The organism is Eggerthella sp. AM16-19 (assembly GCF_003474385.1).
In the GTDB taxonomy this organism is placed as follows: domain Bacteria; phylum Actinomycetota; class Coriobacteriia; order Coriobacteriales; family Eggerthellaceae; genus Senegalimassilia.
Genome location: NZ_QUCY01000026.1, coordinates 1 through 15205, shown reverse-complemented (window position 1 = coordinate 15205; position 15205 = coordinate 1). Strand labels below are relative to the sequence as shown.

Sequence of the window (15205 nt, the reverse complement as noted above, 5' to 3'; positions counted from 1 at the left end):
TCCCGCCGGCAAGCAGGAGCGCCCCGCTTGCCGGCGGGACCGTATAACGGGGGATGCGGAAATCGGCGCGGTAGCCCCCTTTCGCAAGAAAGAGCGCCCGAAGCCGGGCGAAGGGCTGCAGCCCGGATTGACGCGCCGGTCTACTGGGGCTACCCCGCTTGAGGCTCGCTCCGACTCCGGTTCGCATCCCGCAAAACGCAACGTAATTCGCCGATTCATGAAAGGATCGTAAAGCGAATCATGATAGATGTTCAAAACGTCCGCTTCACCTACGACGGCGCGAACTTCGCGCTTGACGGCGTGAGCCTGCACGTGCGCAAGGGCGAATTCCTGTGCATCTTGGGCGGCAACGGCAGCGGCAAGTCGACGCTGGCCAAGCATCTGAACGCCCTGCTCATCCCCGACGAGGGCACCGTGAAAGTGCAGGACATGCCCACCGAGGACGCCGACTGCACGTACCGCATCCGCGAGACGGTGGGCATGGTGTTCCAAAATCCCGACGACCAGCTGGTTGCCTCGCTTGTGGAAGACGACGTGGCCTTCGGCCCCGAGAACCTGGGCATCCCCACCGATGAGCTGCGCGAACGCGTGACGCAGGCGCTTGAGGACGTAGGGCTTTCAGGCTTCGAACGCCATGAGACGCATGCCCTGTCCGGTGGACAGAAGCAGCGCGTGGCCATCGCCGGCGTGCTTGCCATGAACCCTGCAGTACTCGTGCTCGACGAGGCTTCCGCCATGCTAGACCCTCGCGGCCGAGCAGGCCTTATGCGCGTATGCCATGAGCTGCACGATCGCGGGATGACCATCGTGATGATCACGCATTATATGGAGGAGGCGGCGCAGGCCGACCGCGTGGTGGTCATGGAGCGCGGGCATGTGGCGCTCGAAGGCACGCCCGATGAGGTGCTCGTTCAGGCGCGTGCGCTGGCGCATCTGAACCTTGACGTGCCGTTCGCAGCCCGCTTGTCGCTGGATTTGCGCGATGGCGGCATGACCGTGCAACCCACCGTGGATGCAGGGAAGCTGGCGCGCGAGGTCCTGGCGCTCGGCAAGGCCGCCAGCATATGCGCCACCGCCGACGCGAACGCGGCAGCGCCCGATGCGGCCGACGCCGACGTCGACTTCCCCACCTGCGAGGGCAACGCCGACGCCCCGGCGCTCATCGAGTTCCAAGACGTCAGCTTCACCTACGACGCGGCAGAGGCGAAACGTCAACGCAAGCGCAAGCAGGCCCCTGCCGCCCGCCAGGCGAAATGGGGCAACAGCCCCGACAGCCTGTGGGCCGTGCGCGACGTCTCGCTTCAGGTGCGCCGCGGCGAGTTCCTCGGCGTTGCCGGGCATACCGGCAGCGGCAAATCGACGCTCATCCAGCACATGAACGGCATCTTGAAGCCCACCTCGGGGCGCGTGCTCATCGACGGCACCGACATCGCCTCGAAGGGCGCCGAGTCGAAGGTGCGCGGATCGATCGGCGTGGTGTTCCAGTATCCCGAGCACCAGCTGTTCGCCGAAACCGTATACAAGGACGTCGCCTTCGGGCCGCGCAACCTGGGGCTTTCGGGCGAAGAGGTTGATGCGCTCGTGCGCAGCTCGCTCGATCGCGTGGGGCTTTCCTTCGACGAGCTGGCCGAGAAGAGCCCGTTCGAGCTTTCGGGCGGCCAGCAGCGCCGCGTGGCATTCGCCGGCGTGCTTGCCATGGACCCGCAGGTGCTCGTGCTCGACGAGCCGGCAGCAGGTCTGGACCCCGCCAGCAAGCGCTCGTTTTTGCAGATGATCGCGCGTTTGCATGACCAGGGCCTCACCGTGGTCATGGTGTCGCACTGCATGGACGACCTTGCCACCATGTGCGACCGCGTGGCTGTCATGAACGAAGGCCGCCTGCTGGGCGTCGGCGCTCCCGAGCGCCTGTTCCTGCACGCGCGCAAGCTCAAGGAAGTGGGCCTGGGAACCACCGAGCCGCAGGCGTTCGCGGAAGCGCTGCGCGCAGGCGGATGGCCCCTTGAGCAAGAGAAACTGTATACGGAGAAGGAGCTGGCAGGTATGATCGCTGCCGCCTGCGGCACGGGCAGCAGCGGAAACGGCGGCGCAACCCCTTCCCCGGCCGGCCCTGAAGGCCAGGTGGTCGAATGAACCCGGGCTTTTCCTTCGGCAGCTACGTTGCCGGCACCAGCTTTGTGCATCGGCTCGACCCGCGCACAAAGCTCATAGCAGGCTGCGTGTTCATCGCGGTGCTGCTGTGCGCGAAAACCGCGGCGGCCCTGGCAGTGTGCGCGGCGTTCACGGCGCTTTGCTATGCGCTGGCGCAGATCCCGCCGAGCAAGGCGGCGCGGTCGTTGACGCCGCTCATGGCCATCGTGATCATCGTGGCGGCGCTGAACCTGTTCGTCACGCAAGGCGGCCAGGTGCTCGTCGACTGGGGCATCCTTCGCATCAGCGAGGCGGGCGTGCAAACCTGCCTGTTCATGGGTGCGCGCCTGACCATCATGATGCTGGGAATGAGCCTGATCACCCTGACCACCATGACGATCGACCTGACCGAGGCGTTCGAATGGGTGCTCAAGCCCTTCGCCCGTTTCGGCGTACCCGCCCACGAGCTCGGCATGATCATGGGCATCGCGCTGCGCTTCATGCCGCAGTTCGCCAACGAGCTTGCCGTGGTCTACCACGCTCAGGTCAGCCGCGGCGCCCGTCTGTCGAACAGCCCCGCGCGCGGCGTGCACATGCTCACTTCGCTCATGGTGCCCTTGTTCACCAGCGTGTTCCGTCACGCTGAAACGCTTTCGGCCGCCATGGACGCACGTTGCTACCACGGCGGCGAAGGACGCACGCACCTGCATCCGCTTCGCTTCGCCCCGCGCGACGGCGTTGCCGCCGCATTCATGGCCGTTTTGGCCGGCTGCGTCGCAGCCATCGGCCATTTGCTATAACCGACCGTCCAAGACTAGGAGGATCACATGACCGGCAACGAGACCATCCTGCAGTATCTGACGAACGTCCCCGCGTGGTACCTGGCCACCAGCGTGAACGACCAGCCCCACGTGCGCCCGTTCAGCTTCGCCGCCGAGCAGGACGGCAAGATCTGGTTCGTCACCGCCACCACCAAGGACGTGTGGGAGGAGCTGCAGCAGAACCAGAAGTTCGAGGCATCCAGCTGGTGGCCCGGCCATGGCTGGCTGATCCTTCGCGGTAAGGCCGGTCTTGAGGACAAGGCGAACGCCGACATGCGCTACGCCGGCTACGCGCACCTGTGCAGCCTAGGCGAAAGCTACGACGGCCCTGACGACCCCACGCTGGTGTTCTTCAGCATCGAGGAGCCCGAGGCATGGATCTGCAACCACGAAGAGTGGAAGCCGATCGAGCTGTAGCGGTACCTGCATATAACGAAAAACAAGGAGGGGCACGGCTGCGAGCCGTGCCCTTCCCTTTGCATATCATTTAACGAATCGATAGCGCTTATTCGAAGTCGTACAGGTCCTTGGCAGCCTGCTTGAAGTCCTCGTAGACTTCCTGGGCGATAGCCTGATCCTCGACCAACTCGAACGCGGCGGGCTGGCCGTCCTCGTCAAGCTCGGTTACCTCAAGCGGGATGATCTCGCCCGAGCTGCAAGCCGGACTATCCTCGGTGACCGGGAAGAAGAAGCCGTAGCGACGACCCTCGTGCAGAATCAAACCAAGGAACTCAAGGTCGATCTGATCGCCATTCTCGTCTTGGAACGTGAGGGTGATACCCTCCTCGGTGGGCGGGCAGAAATTCGGGGCGCTTCCTTCGCGCATGGCAACTCCTTCAAACATGGCCGGCATTGCTTGCAGCCGATTCCTCCATAGCCTGCGTGCATGGATTCACGCGATTTTCTCAGCGTATCACAATAGGTTGCGATGCGCTCGATGACCTCCCGCAATCTATCCGACTGCTATACTACTAGACAGCGAAACAACGGCGCGAACCCCTGCTTGCGAAGAGCATTATCGCAGGACAAACGCCATTCAGGTACCCTGTGCAAGGAGGATCGAACATGTTCCCGATGATGGATCCCGACAAGATGAAGCCCATGGAAGAAGACGAGGCCGTGAAGAAGATGGCCAGCATCGGCGCGATCATGGAAGGCGCCGGCGATAGCTTCAGCGAGGACGACATGAGGCTGTTCCGCGATGCGTTCATGGGCACCAACGCCCTTGAGGAGCAGATGGAAGCGCTTATCTCCCGCTACAACGGCCTTAGCGAGGATGAAGAGGAAGAAGACGAGGACGACGGCGAAATTCGCCTGAGCGATTTGGACTTCGGCTTCTAATCCCGACGAGCCGACACACGCCTTCGGACGCTTGCCAGTCCGATCGAATCAAGCCCGGCTCCTGACCGCAAAACGCGATCAGGAGCCGGGCTTTTTGCATGAAAAGGAATCTCATGCGCACCCGCGTTTAAGCGCGGGTTCCGAGACGCCTGATGCCACCGATGAGGCGCAAACCCGTACAGCGCGAGTGCGGCGCTTCTCCATTCTGACCCGCGTCGCATTCGCGCAAAACCGCCGAGGTGCCCGATGCGAAGCACCAGGAGCTAAGCGCCGGCAAACAATCCCAAACAGCAAAACGGGCCGCCCGTTTCCGAGCGGCCCGAATCGGCTACCTGTTGTTAACCTTGAACCTTCTTGCGCTTCTTCTTGGAGCGGTTTTGCGCCTTAGCGGGCTTGCTCGCAGCCTGCTGGCCCTGCGATGCGGCGGAGGTCGCAGCAGGCACCGCGGCAGGTGCGTCCTGGCCGGCATCGCCCTGGCTGGCAGCATCCGCAGCGGCCGCGCCGGCGGCAGCGGTAGCAGCGGCCGCCTGCGGCAGACGGTTCAGGAACCAACGCTGGATGTCCGTGCCGTACTTCTTCTGCAGCTTCGCGAACTGCGGCTCGCGCGTCTTCCACATCACGTAAATGGGCGTTGCGATGGCGTAGGACGAGTAGCAGCCGCACACCAGGCCCACGGTCATGGCCAGGGCGAAGTCGCGCAGCGTCTCGCCGCCGAAGATGAGCATGGCCGCAACCGGGATAAGCGAGGTGATGGACGTGTTGAGCGAGCGCACCAGGACCTCGTTGACCGAATGGTTCGCCATGGTGGCGAACGTGCACTTCGGCGAATCGCCCTTCATGTTCTCGTTGATGCGATGGAACACGACCACCGTATCGTAGAGCGAATAACCCAGGATGGTGAGCAACGCTGCGATGGTGTTCGGCGTGACCTCGCGACCCACGAGCACGTAGACCCCGAGCACGATGACCAGGTCATGCAGCAAGGCGATAACCGCCGACACACCCATCTTCGGATCGCGGAAGCGCACCGAGATGTAGGCGATGATGAGCAGCAGCGACACGAAGAACGCGATGCAGGAGCTCTGGATGACGCTGGTTCCCCAGTCCGGGCCGATGGTGGTCACCTCGAAGCTTTCCGTATCCCAACCGAACTGGTCGGCAACCTTGTTGGCCGCCGCGGCGGCGCTTTCAGCCGACGTATCGGTGGTGCGCACGAGGAAGCCCGCCTGGCCATCGGAGTCGGTGGTCTGCACCACGGCGTCGGGCTCACCGGCATCGGCGAAGGCGGAGCGCACCTGCTCGGTGGTCACGTCGTTGCCGCCCTGATGGAACGTCACCGAGGTGCCGCCCACGAACTCGATGCCGAAGTTCACGCCGCGCACGCCCACCAGCGCCACGACCAACACGATTGCCACGGCCGCAATGGACAGGAACACCTTGCGGTAACCCAGCAGGTTGATGTCGAGCTTGATGAAGCGGCCGCGCACGTCATGACGCGAGGAAGCGGGCTTGTCGCCCTGGAAGTACGGGGCGGCCTCCTTGCAGTCCTTCACGCCCCAGAAGCCGGGGTGCTTGGCGATGCACTTCGGCGCCAGCAGGCGGATGATGGGCGCCTTGAACAGCAGCATCATGACGATGTCGCAGATGATGCCGAGCGCCAGCGTCAGGCCGAAGCCCTTGACCGAGGCGCTTGCCAGGAAGAACAGCGTGAGCGCCGAGACCATGGTGACCAGGTCGGCGTCGATGGACGTGAGGATGCCGTGGCGCACGCCGGTGACGGAGGCGGCGCGGACGCTGCGGCCCATGCGGATCTCCTCGCGGAAGCGCTCAAGCGTGAGGATGGACGAGTCCGCCGCCATGCCGATGGTCAACACGACGCCGGCGATGCCGGCCATGGACAGGCTGAACAGCCCGAAGTGCGAAAGCAGCGCCAGAATGCCCAGATACAACACGGCGAACACGCCCATGGCTGCCGCGGTGATCAGGCCTAGGCCCTGGTAGAACACCAGCAAGTACAGCATGACCAGCGCAAGGCCGATGGCCGCCACCAGCACACCGGAGGTCAGCGCGTCCTGACCCAGCGTCGGGCCGACCACCTGGGACTGCGCGTACTCGAAGCTCACGGGCAGCGAGCCGGACTCGAGCACCGTCTCCATGGAGGAGGCGGCTTCCTTGTCGTAACCGCCGGTGATGGACACCTGGCCGCCGGTGATCTCGGACTGCACGGCCGGCGCGGACTGCACCTCGCCGTCAAGGATGATGACGATCTTGCCCTTGGTGCTGGCCAGGTCCTTCGTGGCATCGGCAAACGCCTTCGTGCCCTCGGAATCAAGGGAGACGTTGACCGAGTAATCGGTGCCGGTCTCGGAGGCGCGGCCGATGTCGACCTTCGTGATGTTGCTGCCGGTGATCAGCGGCGTGTACGTGCCCTCTTCCACCTTCAGGTGCTCGGTCTTGCCCGAAGGCAGCTTGTTGCCGAAGTCGTCGGTGACAGTGCCGCTGGAACCGTACTGGCCGTTTTCGATCTTGGTCTTGACGTCCTCATCGGTGAACGAATCCAGGCGCGCGAACTCCAGCTTGCCGGTTTTGCCGATGGTGGACAGCGCCGTCTCCGTATCGGAAAGGCCGGGGATCTGCACGAGGATCTGGTCGGAGCCCTGCAGCTGCACCACGGCCTCGGAGGCGCCGAGCGCGTTGACGCGCTGCTCGATGATGGCGCGCGACTTCTCCATGTCTTCGGAAGTCACCGCGTCGCCGTCGGTGCTTTTCGCCGACAGCACCACCGACAGGCCGCCTTGGATGTCCAGGCCCTGGTTGATCTTGTCCTGCGGAGGGGTGAACATGAAGATGGACCCCAGCACCAAGACGGTGGTCAGCACCAACAGCCATACGTTGCGGCGGTTGGCGTTGCCACCCTTCTTCTTGGTCTTGGCGTTTTGCGCTTTCGCCATGCGAGCTTCTCCTAGCCTTGCAAACCATAGGACGGCCCTGCCGGGCCGTCCCTTTACGTGGCGGCTGCGATTGCCGCCATATAAACCCTAACTTACTTATTGTCCCACAATCGAGGAGAATGCGAAAGCATCAAGGAGCGGGAATCCGCTCGAGTCCTATATTAGTAATCCTTCGCCGCCGGGCTGTTCATCCATCCCTCGTAGAACTGCTCATACTCGCCCGCCAGCACGGCCTCGCGGGCGCGGCGCATGAGGTCGAGCAGGAAATGCAGGTTGTGCACCGATAGCAGGATGGCGCCGAGCATCTCGTTCTGCTTCACCAAGTGGCGCAGATAGGCTCGCGTGTAGTTCTGGCACGTCGGGCAGGTGCAGCTATGGTCGAGCGGCGTGAAGTCGCGCGTGAACTTCGCGTTGCGCATGTTCATGCGGCCCGTGCTGGAAAACGCCGTGCCCATGCGCGCGGTGCGGGTAGGCAGCACGCAGTCGAACATGTCGACGCCCTCGCGCACGGCGCGCACGAGCGTGGTGGGATTGCCCACGCCCATCAGGTAGCGCGGACGGTCCTCGGGCAGAGCGCGTGCCACCTGGCCGAGCGTCTCGAACATGGTCTCGTGGTCTTCGCCCACCGAATAGCCGCCGATGCCGAAGCCGCCGAAGCGGCGACCGCCCGCGGCCAGGCTCTCGTCCTCGATCTCGCGCAGGCGGCGGATGCTCTCAAGGCGCAGGTCGAGCTCCATGCCGCCCTGCACGATGCCGAACAGCGTTTGATCAGGACGTTTGTGCGCCGCCAAGCAGCGGCGGGCCCAATTCGCCGACAGATCGACGGCGTTGGCCACGAAGCTGCGCTCGGCCGGGTACGGCGTGCACTGATCGAGTTGCATGGCGATGTCGGCGCCGATCTGTTCTTGGATGCGCATGTTTGACTCGGGCGTCCAGCGCACATAGCTTCCGTCGTAGATGCTGCGGAAGGTCAGGCCGTCGGCGTCGAGCTTGAGCGTGTCGGCCAGGGAGAACACCTGGAAGCCGCCCGAGTCGGTGAGCATGGGGCCGTCGTAGTTCATAAACTTGTGCACGCCGCCGGCCTCTTCCACCAAGTTGGCGCCGGGGCGCATGGACAGGTGATAGGTGTTCGCAAGCACCACCTGGCTGTTCAGCTGGTGAAGCTGATCGACCGTGATGCCCTTGACCGTGGCCGATGTGCCGACGGGCATGAACATGGGAGTATGGAAGGTGCCGTGCGCGGTTTCGTACGAAAGCGCGCGGGCATGGCCGCAAGTAGCCTCGATGGTGCAGTCGAACAGGGCCATGGGCTAATCCTCCATCCCGTTGATGATGAAATCGGTGCCGCCGGAGCGACCCGCCTCCTCGAGCGTTTTCGCGCCGCCGGCCTGGCCGTCTGCGATGCCGTTTGCCGCAAGCACGCGCTCGCGCGCCGCCGCCGGCACGATGGCGTCGCTGATGCCCTGCGCGGGATCGGCGCATTCGGGAAGAGCCTCCACCCAGTCCGCGAACTTCTCCATAGACCCGTGGCGCACGCTGAACACTTCGAAACCGACGGGGTCGATCAGGAAATCGGTGACCAGGAAGCCCTCGCAGCCAAGCTGGCATGCGGCCAGGTCCTCCTTGGTGTTGTTGCCGACCATGAGCACATCACGGCCTTCAACGCCCGCAGCGGCAAGGTTCTCCGCATAGTAGTCGGGCTTAGGCTTGACGGCGGTGGAGTTCTCGAACGTGGTGATGCGCGAGAACACCGCCGGGTCGATGCCGGCCCAGCGCAAGCGCCACTCCACGGCGCGGCGAGGGAACATCGGCATGGTGGCAAGCACCAGCGGATAGCCCTTGGCGACAAGCGCCTCGATGGCGCGCGCGGCAGCGGGATTCGGCTTCACGTCGGCGCCCAGTTCGCCGAACTCGTTCTCGTAGAAGTCGCCGATGGCGGCCTGCAGCGTGTCTGCCGTGACGCCCTCGGGCATATCGATGCAGGCCAGGAACTCGAGCCAGAACGACTCGGCGTTCGCATGGCCGGAATCATTGGCGGCCATGGCGGTGATGCCGCGCTTCATGCCGGCCATGAACTGGTCGGGGGCGATGCCCATGCGCGCGACGTAGCCGCCAAGGGCGCGGAAGTAGCTCTTCATGAACACGTCGACGTCCATGGGCAGCAGCGTGCCGTCAAGATCGAAGAAGACGGCGCGGAAGGTTCGTTTCTCCATATATCATGCCTTTCTGCAGATTGCCGCAGGTGGGGATAGTTTTTGTCTGCGTGGTAGTATAGGGGAAGCGCCGCGCCGACGGCGAAATGCCCATCGAAAAAGGAGTTCGCGAATGAAGTTGTTGCTGCATGCGTGCTGCGGGCCGTGCTCGCTCGAGCCGACGCGCCTGTTGAAGGCCGCGGGGCACGACATCACCATTTACTATGCGAACTCGAACATCCATCCCGCCGAGGAATACGAGCACCGGCTGGCAACGCTGCGCGCCTGGGCCGCGGATGCGGGATTCGAAGTGCTGGAAGGCCCGTACGACCCGGCAACGTGGGAAGCGAGCGCGGGCCGCATCGGGGACGCCGCGATCGCCGAGATTGAGCAGGCACGGGCGAAGGCTGGCGTGGAAGGCGAGTGCGCCGGCGAACGCGAGGGCGAAATCGATGGCCCGAACGAAGCCTCTAGCAACCGGTGCAAAACGGTTACCGAGACGAATTACGGGGCTGCTTCCCCTGATGACACTCCCCTTTTCGCAAGCGCAACAGGCAGCGCCGCCCCCCGCGCCGCCGTGCTGTCGGTCGATCCCGCACGCAGGGAGGCTCGCTGCCGTGCCTGCTATCGCCTTCGCCTGGAGGAAACCGCACGGGTAGCCGCAGAACGCGGCTTCGAGGGCATCGGCACCACGCTTTCAGTGAGCCCTTATCAATATACGCAGGTCATTCGCGAGGAAGTCGAGCGCGCCGCGGCGCAAGCCGGGGTCGCGTCCGTGTTCGAGGACTTCCGCCCCTACTACGACGAAGCCACGCGCGAAAGCCGCGAACTGGGAATGTACCGGCAGAACTTCTGCGGCTGCCGCATCAGCGATCTGGAAGCAGCCGCCGAGCGCGCCGAGCGCAAGGAGCAGCGCGCCGCCGCAAAAGCCGCCGAACGTGCGGCCCACGCCGTCGAGCGCGCAGCCGAGGAAGCCGCACGCGCGGCCCACAAAGCCGAACGAGCAGCCTACGACAAAAAGCAGGCACGCAAGCGCGCTATCCTAAAAGCCCTGCGCGAACAGGGGAAATAGCAGCTAGACTCCATCTGCCCGACGAATACGCCCTACCCCTGCTGGCGCACTGCACCCGCAAAAAGCAAAACAGCGAGCGAAGAGCTTGCGCCTGCATCCCAAAGCAAGGAGCCCGGCGCCCTCACTCGGTTTCCGCATCGCACTTCGCCCCGAGCAAATAAGTATGCCTTCCGTTTCTCGTTGCCAGAGAAACGGAAGGCATACGACCAAACCCCTATAACATAACCCTTGTGTACGACACGGATTTTGGGCTCGCAAAACCCTTTCGCCGGCCGCTTCCCTATTAAGCGAATGCTAGCGGATGAACATGGCGTCGCCGAACGACAGCATGCGGTAGCGCTCCTCGATGGCATGCTGATAGGCGTTCATGATGTTCTCGCGGGTGCTGAACGCGCTGACCAGCATCATGAGCGTGCTACGCGGAACGTGAAAGTTCGTGACCAGGGCATCAACCACGTGGAACGTGCTGCCCGGCAGCAGATACAGGCTGGTGGCATCGCGGTCGCGCGCGGTGATGGCGCCGGCGCCGTCGTCGGCCGACGGATCCCAAGCGCTTTCCAAACTGCGCACGCTGGTGGTGCCCACGGCGATCACGCGGCCGCCATTGGCATGCGTGCGATTGATGGCGTCGACCGTCTTCTGCGGCACGGTGTAGAACTCGGTGTGCATCTTATGGGCCAGCGGGTCCTCCTCGTCCACGATGCGGAACGTGTCCAAGCCCACCTCGAGCTCGACGGTTTCCCAATCGATGCCCTTCTCGCGCAGGCGCTCGATCAGCTCGGGCGTGAAATGAAGGCCCGCCGTAGGGGCCGCCGCTGAGCTTTCGCGACGGGAATACACCGTTTGGTACAGCTCCTCATCGCCGGCGTAGTGCTTGATGTAAGGCGGCAGCGGCGTATGCCCCACCGCGTGAAGCGCCTCGTCAAGCGAGGGGTACGTGGTGGTCAGGCGCGCCACGCGCTCACCGCGCTGGGCGCCCTCGGCCCAGTCGACGATCTCGGCGGACAGCGCAACATTGCCTTCGCCATCCGTGAAATCCACCACCGCGCCGCTGCCGGGCTTCAAACGCTTGCCCGGGCGCACGAGCACCTCCCAGATGGCCTGCTGGTTTTCGCCAGGCACAGGCTGGCCGGGGATATGGGGCACATCCGCATACGGCTGCGCCTTGGAGCCCACAAGCTGACGAAGCAGGAACACCTCGGACTGCCCGCCCGTGCCGCGCTTCGCGCCCAGCAAGCGCGCCGGCAAAACGCGCGTCTCATTCGCCACCAGCAGATCGCCGGGCTCAAGATAGTCGATGATATCGCGGAAGATGCGGTCCTCGATCGCGCCGGTCTCGCGGTCCATGACCAGCATGCGGCACGCATCGCGCACCGCCGCCGGCTCCTGCGCGATAAGCTCCTGGGGAAGATCGTAATCGAAATCGCTCGTTTTCATCGAGATGCTCCTTGTCGCACGCCCGGCAAGTTACGCCGGGCATATAAAAGGCCGCGCCGAGCGCAGCCGAATAGCTTTCGAACAGGCAGATTATACGCCAGCCAGATGGTTTTTCGCGCATGTGCGAAAAGTCCGCATGCGCCGCTCAGCAAACGGGCCGCGATTCGCTCTAAAGGAAGAAGCCGCTGCGCACCGCGCATCCTAAAATAGCAACACGGGAGCCGTTCTACCTCCCACCCAACGCCGACACCGCCACCGTTGCGACGCAAATAAGCGCGGGGCGAAACCGGTTTCCCGGATTCGCCCCGTGAAGTTCGTTAACGATGCCGAAAAGCAAAGGCCCCGTTTGTGAACTGCACCCCAGTTCTTGGACAGGGCAAATAGAAAGCAGTTAAGCTGCATATTGGGACTGATTCCGGAATTCCTCCGGGGTCAGTCCCTTAAGTTTAACCTGCCTTCTCCTCGTGTTCCAATGGACGATGTACTTCTCCAGCTCGGCTTTAAACGTCTCGAAGTCCGGGAACTCCTGATTCCTGAAGAACTCGAAGCTCCTATGTATGTCAACTTGCTTTTTTCGCCTGAGATTTCAGCCAAGCATCGTATTCTTCCAGGAACTGGACATTCATCAGGCGGCCGGTCTCAGCATAGCTTACCTTTTGGAATCCGACGTTGAGGGCCTTCCCCGCCTCTACCAGAGTAATGCCCAGAGCTTGTCTTGCGGGGCGCAGGTCCTTCCACGACGGTCCTTTGATTTCGAGCGGGTTGCGAAGCGCCCGGAACACCTCGCGGGCGATGTAGCGCTTGAGACACCTGATGGTCTCCTTCTTTGATTTTCCGTCGCGTTTGCGTTTCCCGACGTAATCCTTGGTTCTCTGATCATACGACATCCTGGTCACCGCGATTTGGTAAAGCGCCCTGTTGGCGCGCCTGTCGCCCCCTCTGTTCAGGCGATGGCGTTCCGTTTTGCCCGAGCTCGCCAGCAGCGGGGCGACGCCGCATAGGGAGGCGAACTCGGCCTCGCTTTTCAGCCTTTCGGGATTCCCTCCGCCAGCCACAGCCAGAGCTGCGGCGGAAACGGTGCCGCAGCCGTAAATGGCGAGCAGGGCGGGGGCATTCGCCTCCAAAACCTGTTTCATCCTCTCCTCGATGGCGTCTGCCTCCCGATCCTGGAGATTCCAGGCTTTTCCCAAGGACCCCAGGGCCAGAACGATGCCGCCGGCAGCGGGGTCGAGCGTCGAGAGGGCGCTTCTGAGATCTTTCCTGGAAAGGCCCTCCAATGATCTTCTCAAATCCTCGGGCGCCGTCACTATCAGGGATTTCGCAGCGTTTATCATGGCCGATGTGGCCTGCACGAGGCGGTCGCGGGCTATCATGAGCTGTCTGAGCTCCTCCGTCCATCCGGACTGGTCCTTGGGCTTCGACAGGTTGACCCTGGCGAGAACCTGCCGCGCCGCCACCTCGGCGTCGGCCGGGTCGCTCTTCGGACGGCCCGGCTTGCGCCTCGCCCTTCCCGGCACCATTACCTCATACACGCAGTATCCAAGCTCAAGGAGCCTGCGCGTCAAACCGGCGCCGTATGAGCCGGTCCCCTCGACGCCGACGCCGACGCACGTTGCCGGGCTGCCTATCTTGCCGGCAAGGGCGTCGTAGCCCTTCGCGTCCGCGGCGAACCCGAACGTTCCAATCGCTCTCCCCATGTGGTCGAGGAGGCAGAGGGTGTGGGTGTCTTTGTGCGTGTCGACGCCGGCAAAGACGAGGTCCTTCCCCAACTCGCTCATATGCAGCCCTCCAGATCAACGCTTGCGATACGGTCCGAGCCGAAGGCTGGCTAGACAGAACACTGATGGGGGCTGTACCATGCGGGTTGCTAGGTCCACGCGCTCGAGCCCATGCTCCTATTAGGTCATTGGCCGGCCTTGGTCGGGGCCGACGCGAGGCTCTTCGAGTTGAGGCCAGTCGATGGAATCGACGGCAGTCCTTTAATGGGCCATCGCGTCGGCTCATGCGCATTTTCGCCGATAACCATCGTCGGTGGCGCGATTCCCATTATCAGTGTCCTTGATGTGGCCGAACACCTGCTCGGTCGCCCCGTTGTCGATGCAGTTCCCCTTTCGCGACATGCTCTGGATTATCCCAGCACCCCTAAGCGCATCGCAGTAAGTTTTATGCTGGTACTGCCAGCCCATGTCCGACTGCATGATGGGGTGGGCGCCCTCCGGCACCTTGGGAAGCAGCATCGCGAGCATCTCCTCCTGCTGCATCAGGCTCGGATGCTCCGATATCGACCAGGCAACGATCTCCTTGCTGCCGAAGTCGTAGGCCGGGGCCAGGTAGGCCTTGCCCCACCTCTGCTTGAACTCGGTGACGTCCGTGCCCAGCTTCTGCCACGGCCCGTCGGCCGAGAAGTCGCGGCCGAGCAGGTTCTCGAAGGTCTCGCCGACGACGCCCTTGTAGGAGTTGTACTTGTGGTAGTCGGTCTCGCGCCTTATGCCGCAGCTTATGCCCATCTCGTGCATGATCTTGAGCACCGTCTTGTTCGCCACGGAGGCTTCCTTCTCGGCACGCAGGCACATCGCGATCTGCCTGTGGCCGCAGCCGTTGGCGGTGCGCGAGAACACCTCGGCGACGCCCTCCCAGAGCTCCGGCCTTGTCGGCGCCTTCGGCCCCTTGGCCTTGTTGTAGTGGTAGGTCGACGCCGGCACGCCGGATGCGGCCAGCAGGTCGGCGAGCCTGCGCCCTTCCCCTGAAAGCTCCCTGATCACCTGGCATTTCTCCCGCGTGCTCGCTTTGCCGCTTCCAGGGCCCCCAATTTTTTTAGGTAGGCGACCTCCGCCCTGAGCCTGCGGTTCTCCTCGGCGAGCTCCTGCTCGATCGTCTTGGGCTTCGCCGAGGATGCCGACCCGGGCGGCCTCCCCTTGGGCTTGGGCCTCAGCGCCTCCGGCCCGCCCTCGCGGTACCTTCGCACCCACGAGTTCAGCGGGGACGGGCTCGCGATCCCGTACTTCTTCATAACGTCGGGCTTCGACATGCCGCCCTCGACGTGGTCGCGCGCCGCGGAAAGCTTGGTCTCGTAATCGTAGCTGCGATGGCTGCTGCCCATGTTCAGGAACACCTCCGATCCGACGGCCCTGCAGGACTTGACCCAATTCTTAGCCGTCGTCATCGGAATTGCAAGCTCCCTCGTCAGGGTGCGCCATCCTGCGCCCTTTCCGATCAGCTCCGCCGCCAGCTCCCGCATGTCCCTGTCGTGCCACGACGCGAAAT

General features: G+C 63.6%; 14 protein-coding genes. 5 read left to right on the top strand and 9 right to left on the bottom strand.

What is annotated here, in order from left to right:
• Positions 1-240 precede the first annotated feature (240 nt).
• The 3 genes from DW178_RS09480 to DW178_RS09470 are packed head-to-tail and all read left to right on the top strand — an operon-like array spanning position 241 to position 3365.
• Entirely contained in the window at positions 241-2130 is a 1890-nt protein-coding gene (locus DW178_RS09480; RefSeq protein WP_118350919.1) for an energy-coupling factor transporter ATPase, read from the top strand.
• On the top strand, positions 2127-2927 hold the full coding sequence (locus tag DW178_RS09475; RefSeq protein ID WP_118350917.1) for an energy-coupling factor transporter transmembrane component T family protein: 801 nt from the start codon (positions 2127-2129) through the stop codon (positions 2925-2927). The genes DW178_RS09480 and DW178_RS09475 overlap by 4 nt, the downstream gene beginning before the upstream one ends.
• Positions 2928-2954: 27 nt before the next feature.
• Positions 2955-3365, top strand: coding sequence for a pyridoxamine 5'-phosphate oxidase family protein (locus DW178_RS09470; protein ID WP_118350915.1), 411 nt, complete (start codon positions 2955-2957; stop codon positions 3363-3365).
• An 88-nt stretch (positions 3366-3453) separates the two neighbouring features.
• Here DW178_RS09470 and DW178_RS09465 read toward each other — a convergent pair whose 3' ends face one another.
• The gene (locus DW178_RS09465) at positions 3454-3774 is read right to left on the bottom strand and encodes a DUF1292 domain-containing protein (RefSeq protein WP_118350913.1); all 321 of its coding nucleotides are present in this window, start codon (positions 3772-3774) and stop codon (positions 3454-3456) included.
• Positions 3775-4013: 239 nt separating this feature from the next.
• On the opposite strand from DW178_RS09465, the gene DW178_RS09460 reads away from it, so the two are divergent.
• On the top strand, positions 4014-4289 hold the full coding sequence (locus tag DW178_RS09460; protein WP_118350911.1) for a hypothetical protein: 276 nt from the start codon (positions 4014-4016) through the stop codon (positions 4287-4289).
• Positions 4290-4627: 338 nt separating this feature from the next.
• Here the strand turns inward: DW178_RS09460 and secD are convergent, their stop codons facing one another.
• The 3 genes from secD to DW178_RS09445 form a co-directional block, all read right to left on the bottom strand.
• On the bottom strand, positions 4628-7240 hold the full coding sequence (secD, locus tag DW178_RS09455) for a protein translocase subunit SecD (protein ID WP_118350909.1): 2613 nt from the start codon (positions 7238-7240) through the stop codon (positions 4628-4630).
• Positions 7241-7401: 161 nt separating this feature from the next.
• Positions 7402-8547, bottom strand: coding sequence for a tRNA guanosine(34) transglycosylase Tgt (gene tgt, locus DW178_RS09450; RefSeq protein ID WP_118350906.1), 1146 nt, complete (start codon positions 8545-8547; stop codon positions 7402-7404).
• Positions 8548-8550: 3 nt separating this feature from the next.
• Positions 8551-9453, bottom strand: coding sequence for an HAD family hydrolase (locus DW178_RS09445; protein ID WP_118350903.1), 903 nt, complete (start codon positions 9451-9453; stop codon positions 8551-8553).
• A gap of 112 nt (positions 9454-9565) precedes the next feature.
• Here DW178_RS09445 and DW178_RS09440 point away from each other — a divergent pair, with 112 nt between their 5' ends.
• A complete protein-coding gene (locus DW178_RS09440; RefSeq protein ID WP_286168635.1) occupies positions 9566-10504 on the top strand; it encodes an epoxyqueuosine reductase QueH in 939 nt (312 codons plus the stop codon).
• A 294-nt stretch (positions 10505-10798) separates the two neighbouring features.
• Here the strand turns inward: DW178_RS09440 and queA are convergent, their stop codons facing one another.
• The 5 genes from queA to DW178_RS09415 all read right to left on the bottom strand — a co-directional run.
• The gene (gene queA, locus DW178_RS09435; RefSeq protein ID WP_118350900.1) at positions 10799-11941 is read right to left on the bottom strand and encodes a tRNA preQ1(34) S-adenosylmethionine ribosyltransferase-isomerase QueA; all 1143 of its coding nucleotides are present in this window, start codon (positions 11939-11941) and stop codon (positions 10799-10801) included.
• Positions 11942-12332: 391 nt separating this feature from the next.
• On the bottom strand, positions 12333-12500 hold the full coding sequence (locus DW178_RS09430) for an IS3 family transposase (protein WP_286168642.1): 168 nt from the start codon (positions 12498-12500) through the stop codon (positions 12333-12335).
• Position 12501: 1 nt separating this feature from the next.
• A complete protein-coding gene (locus tag DW178_RS09425; RefSeq protein WP_118350898.1) occupies positions 12502-13719 on the bottom strand; it encodes an IS110 family RNA-guided transposase in 1218 nt (405 codons plus the stop codon).
• A 222-nt stretch (positions 13720-13941) separates the two neighbouring features.
• Positions 13942-14703, bottom strand: a complete 762-nt coding sequence (locus tag DW178_RS09420; protein WP_286168634.1) for an IS3 family transposase — start codon at positions 14701-14703, stop codon at positions 13942-13944.
• The coding region (locus DW178_RS09415) for a helix-turn-helix domain-containing protein (protein ID WP_353653295.1) at positions 14700-15205 on the bottom strand (506 nt) is incomplete at its 5' end. The genes DW178_RS09415 and DW178_RS09420, both read right to left, overlap by 4 nt.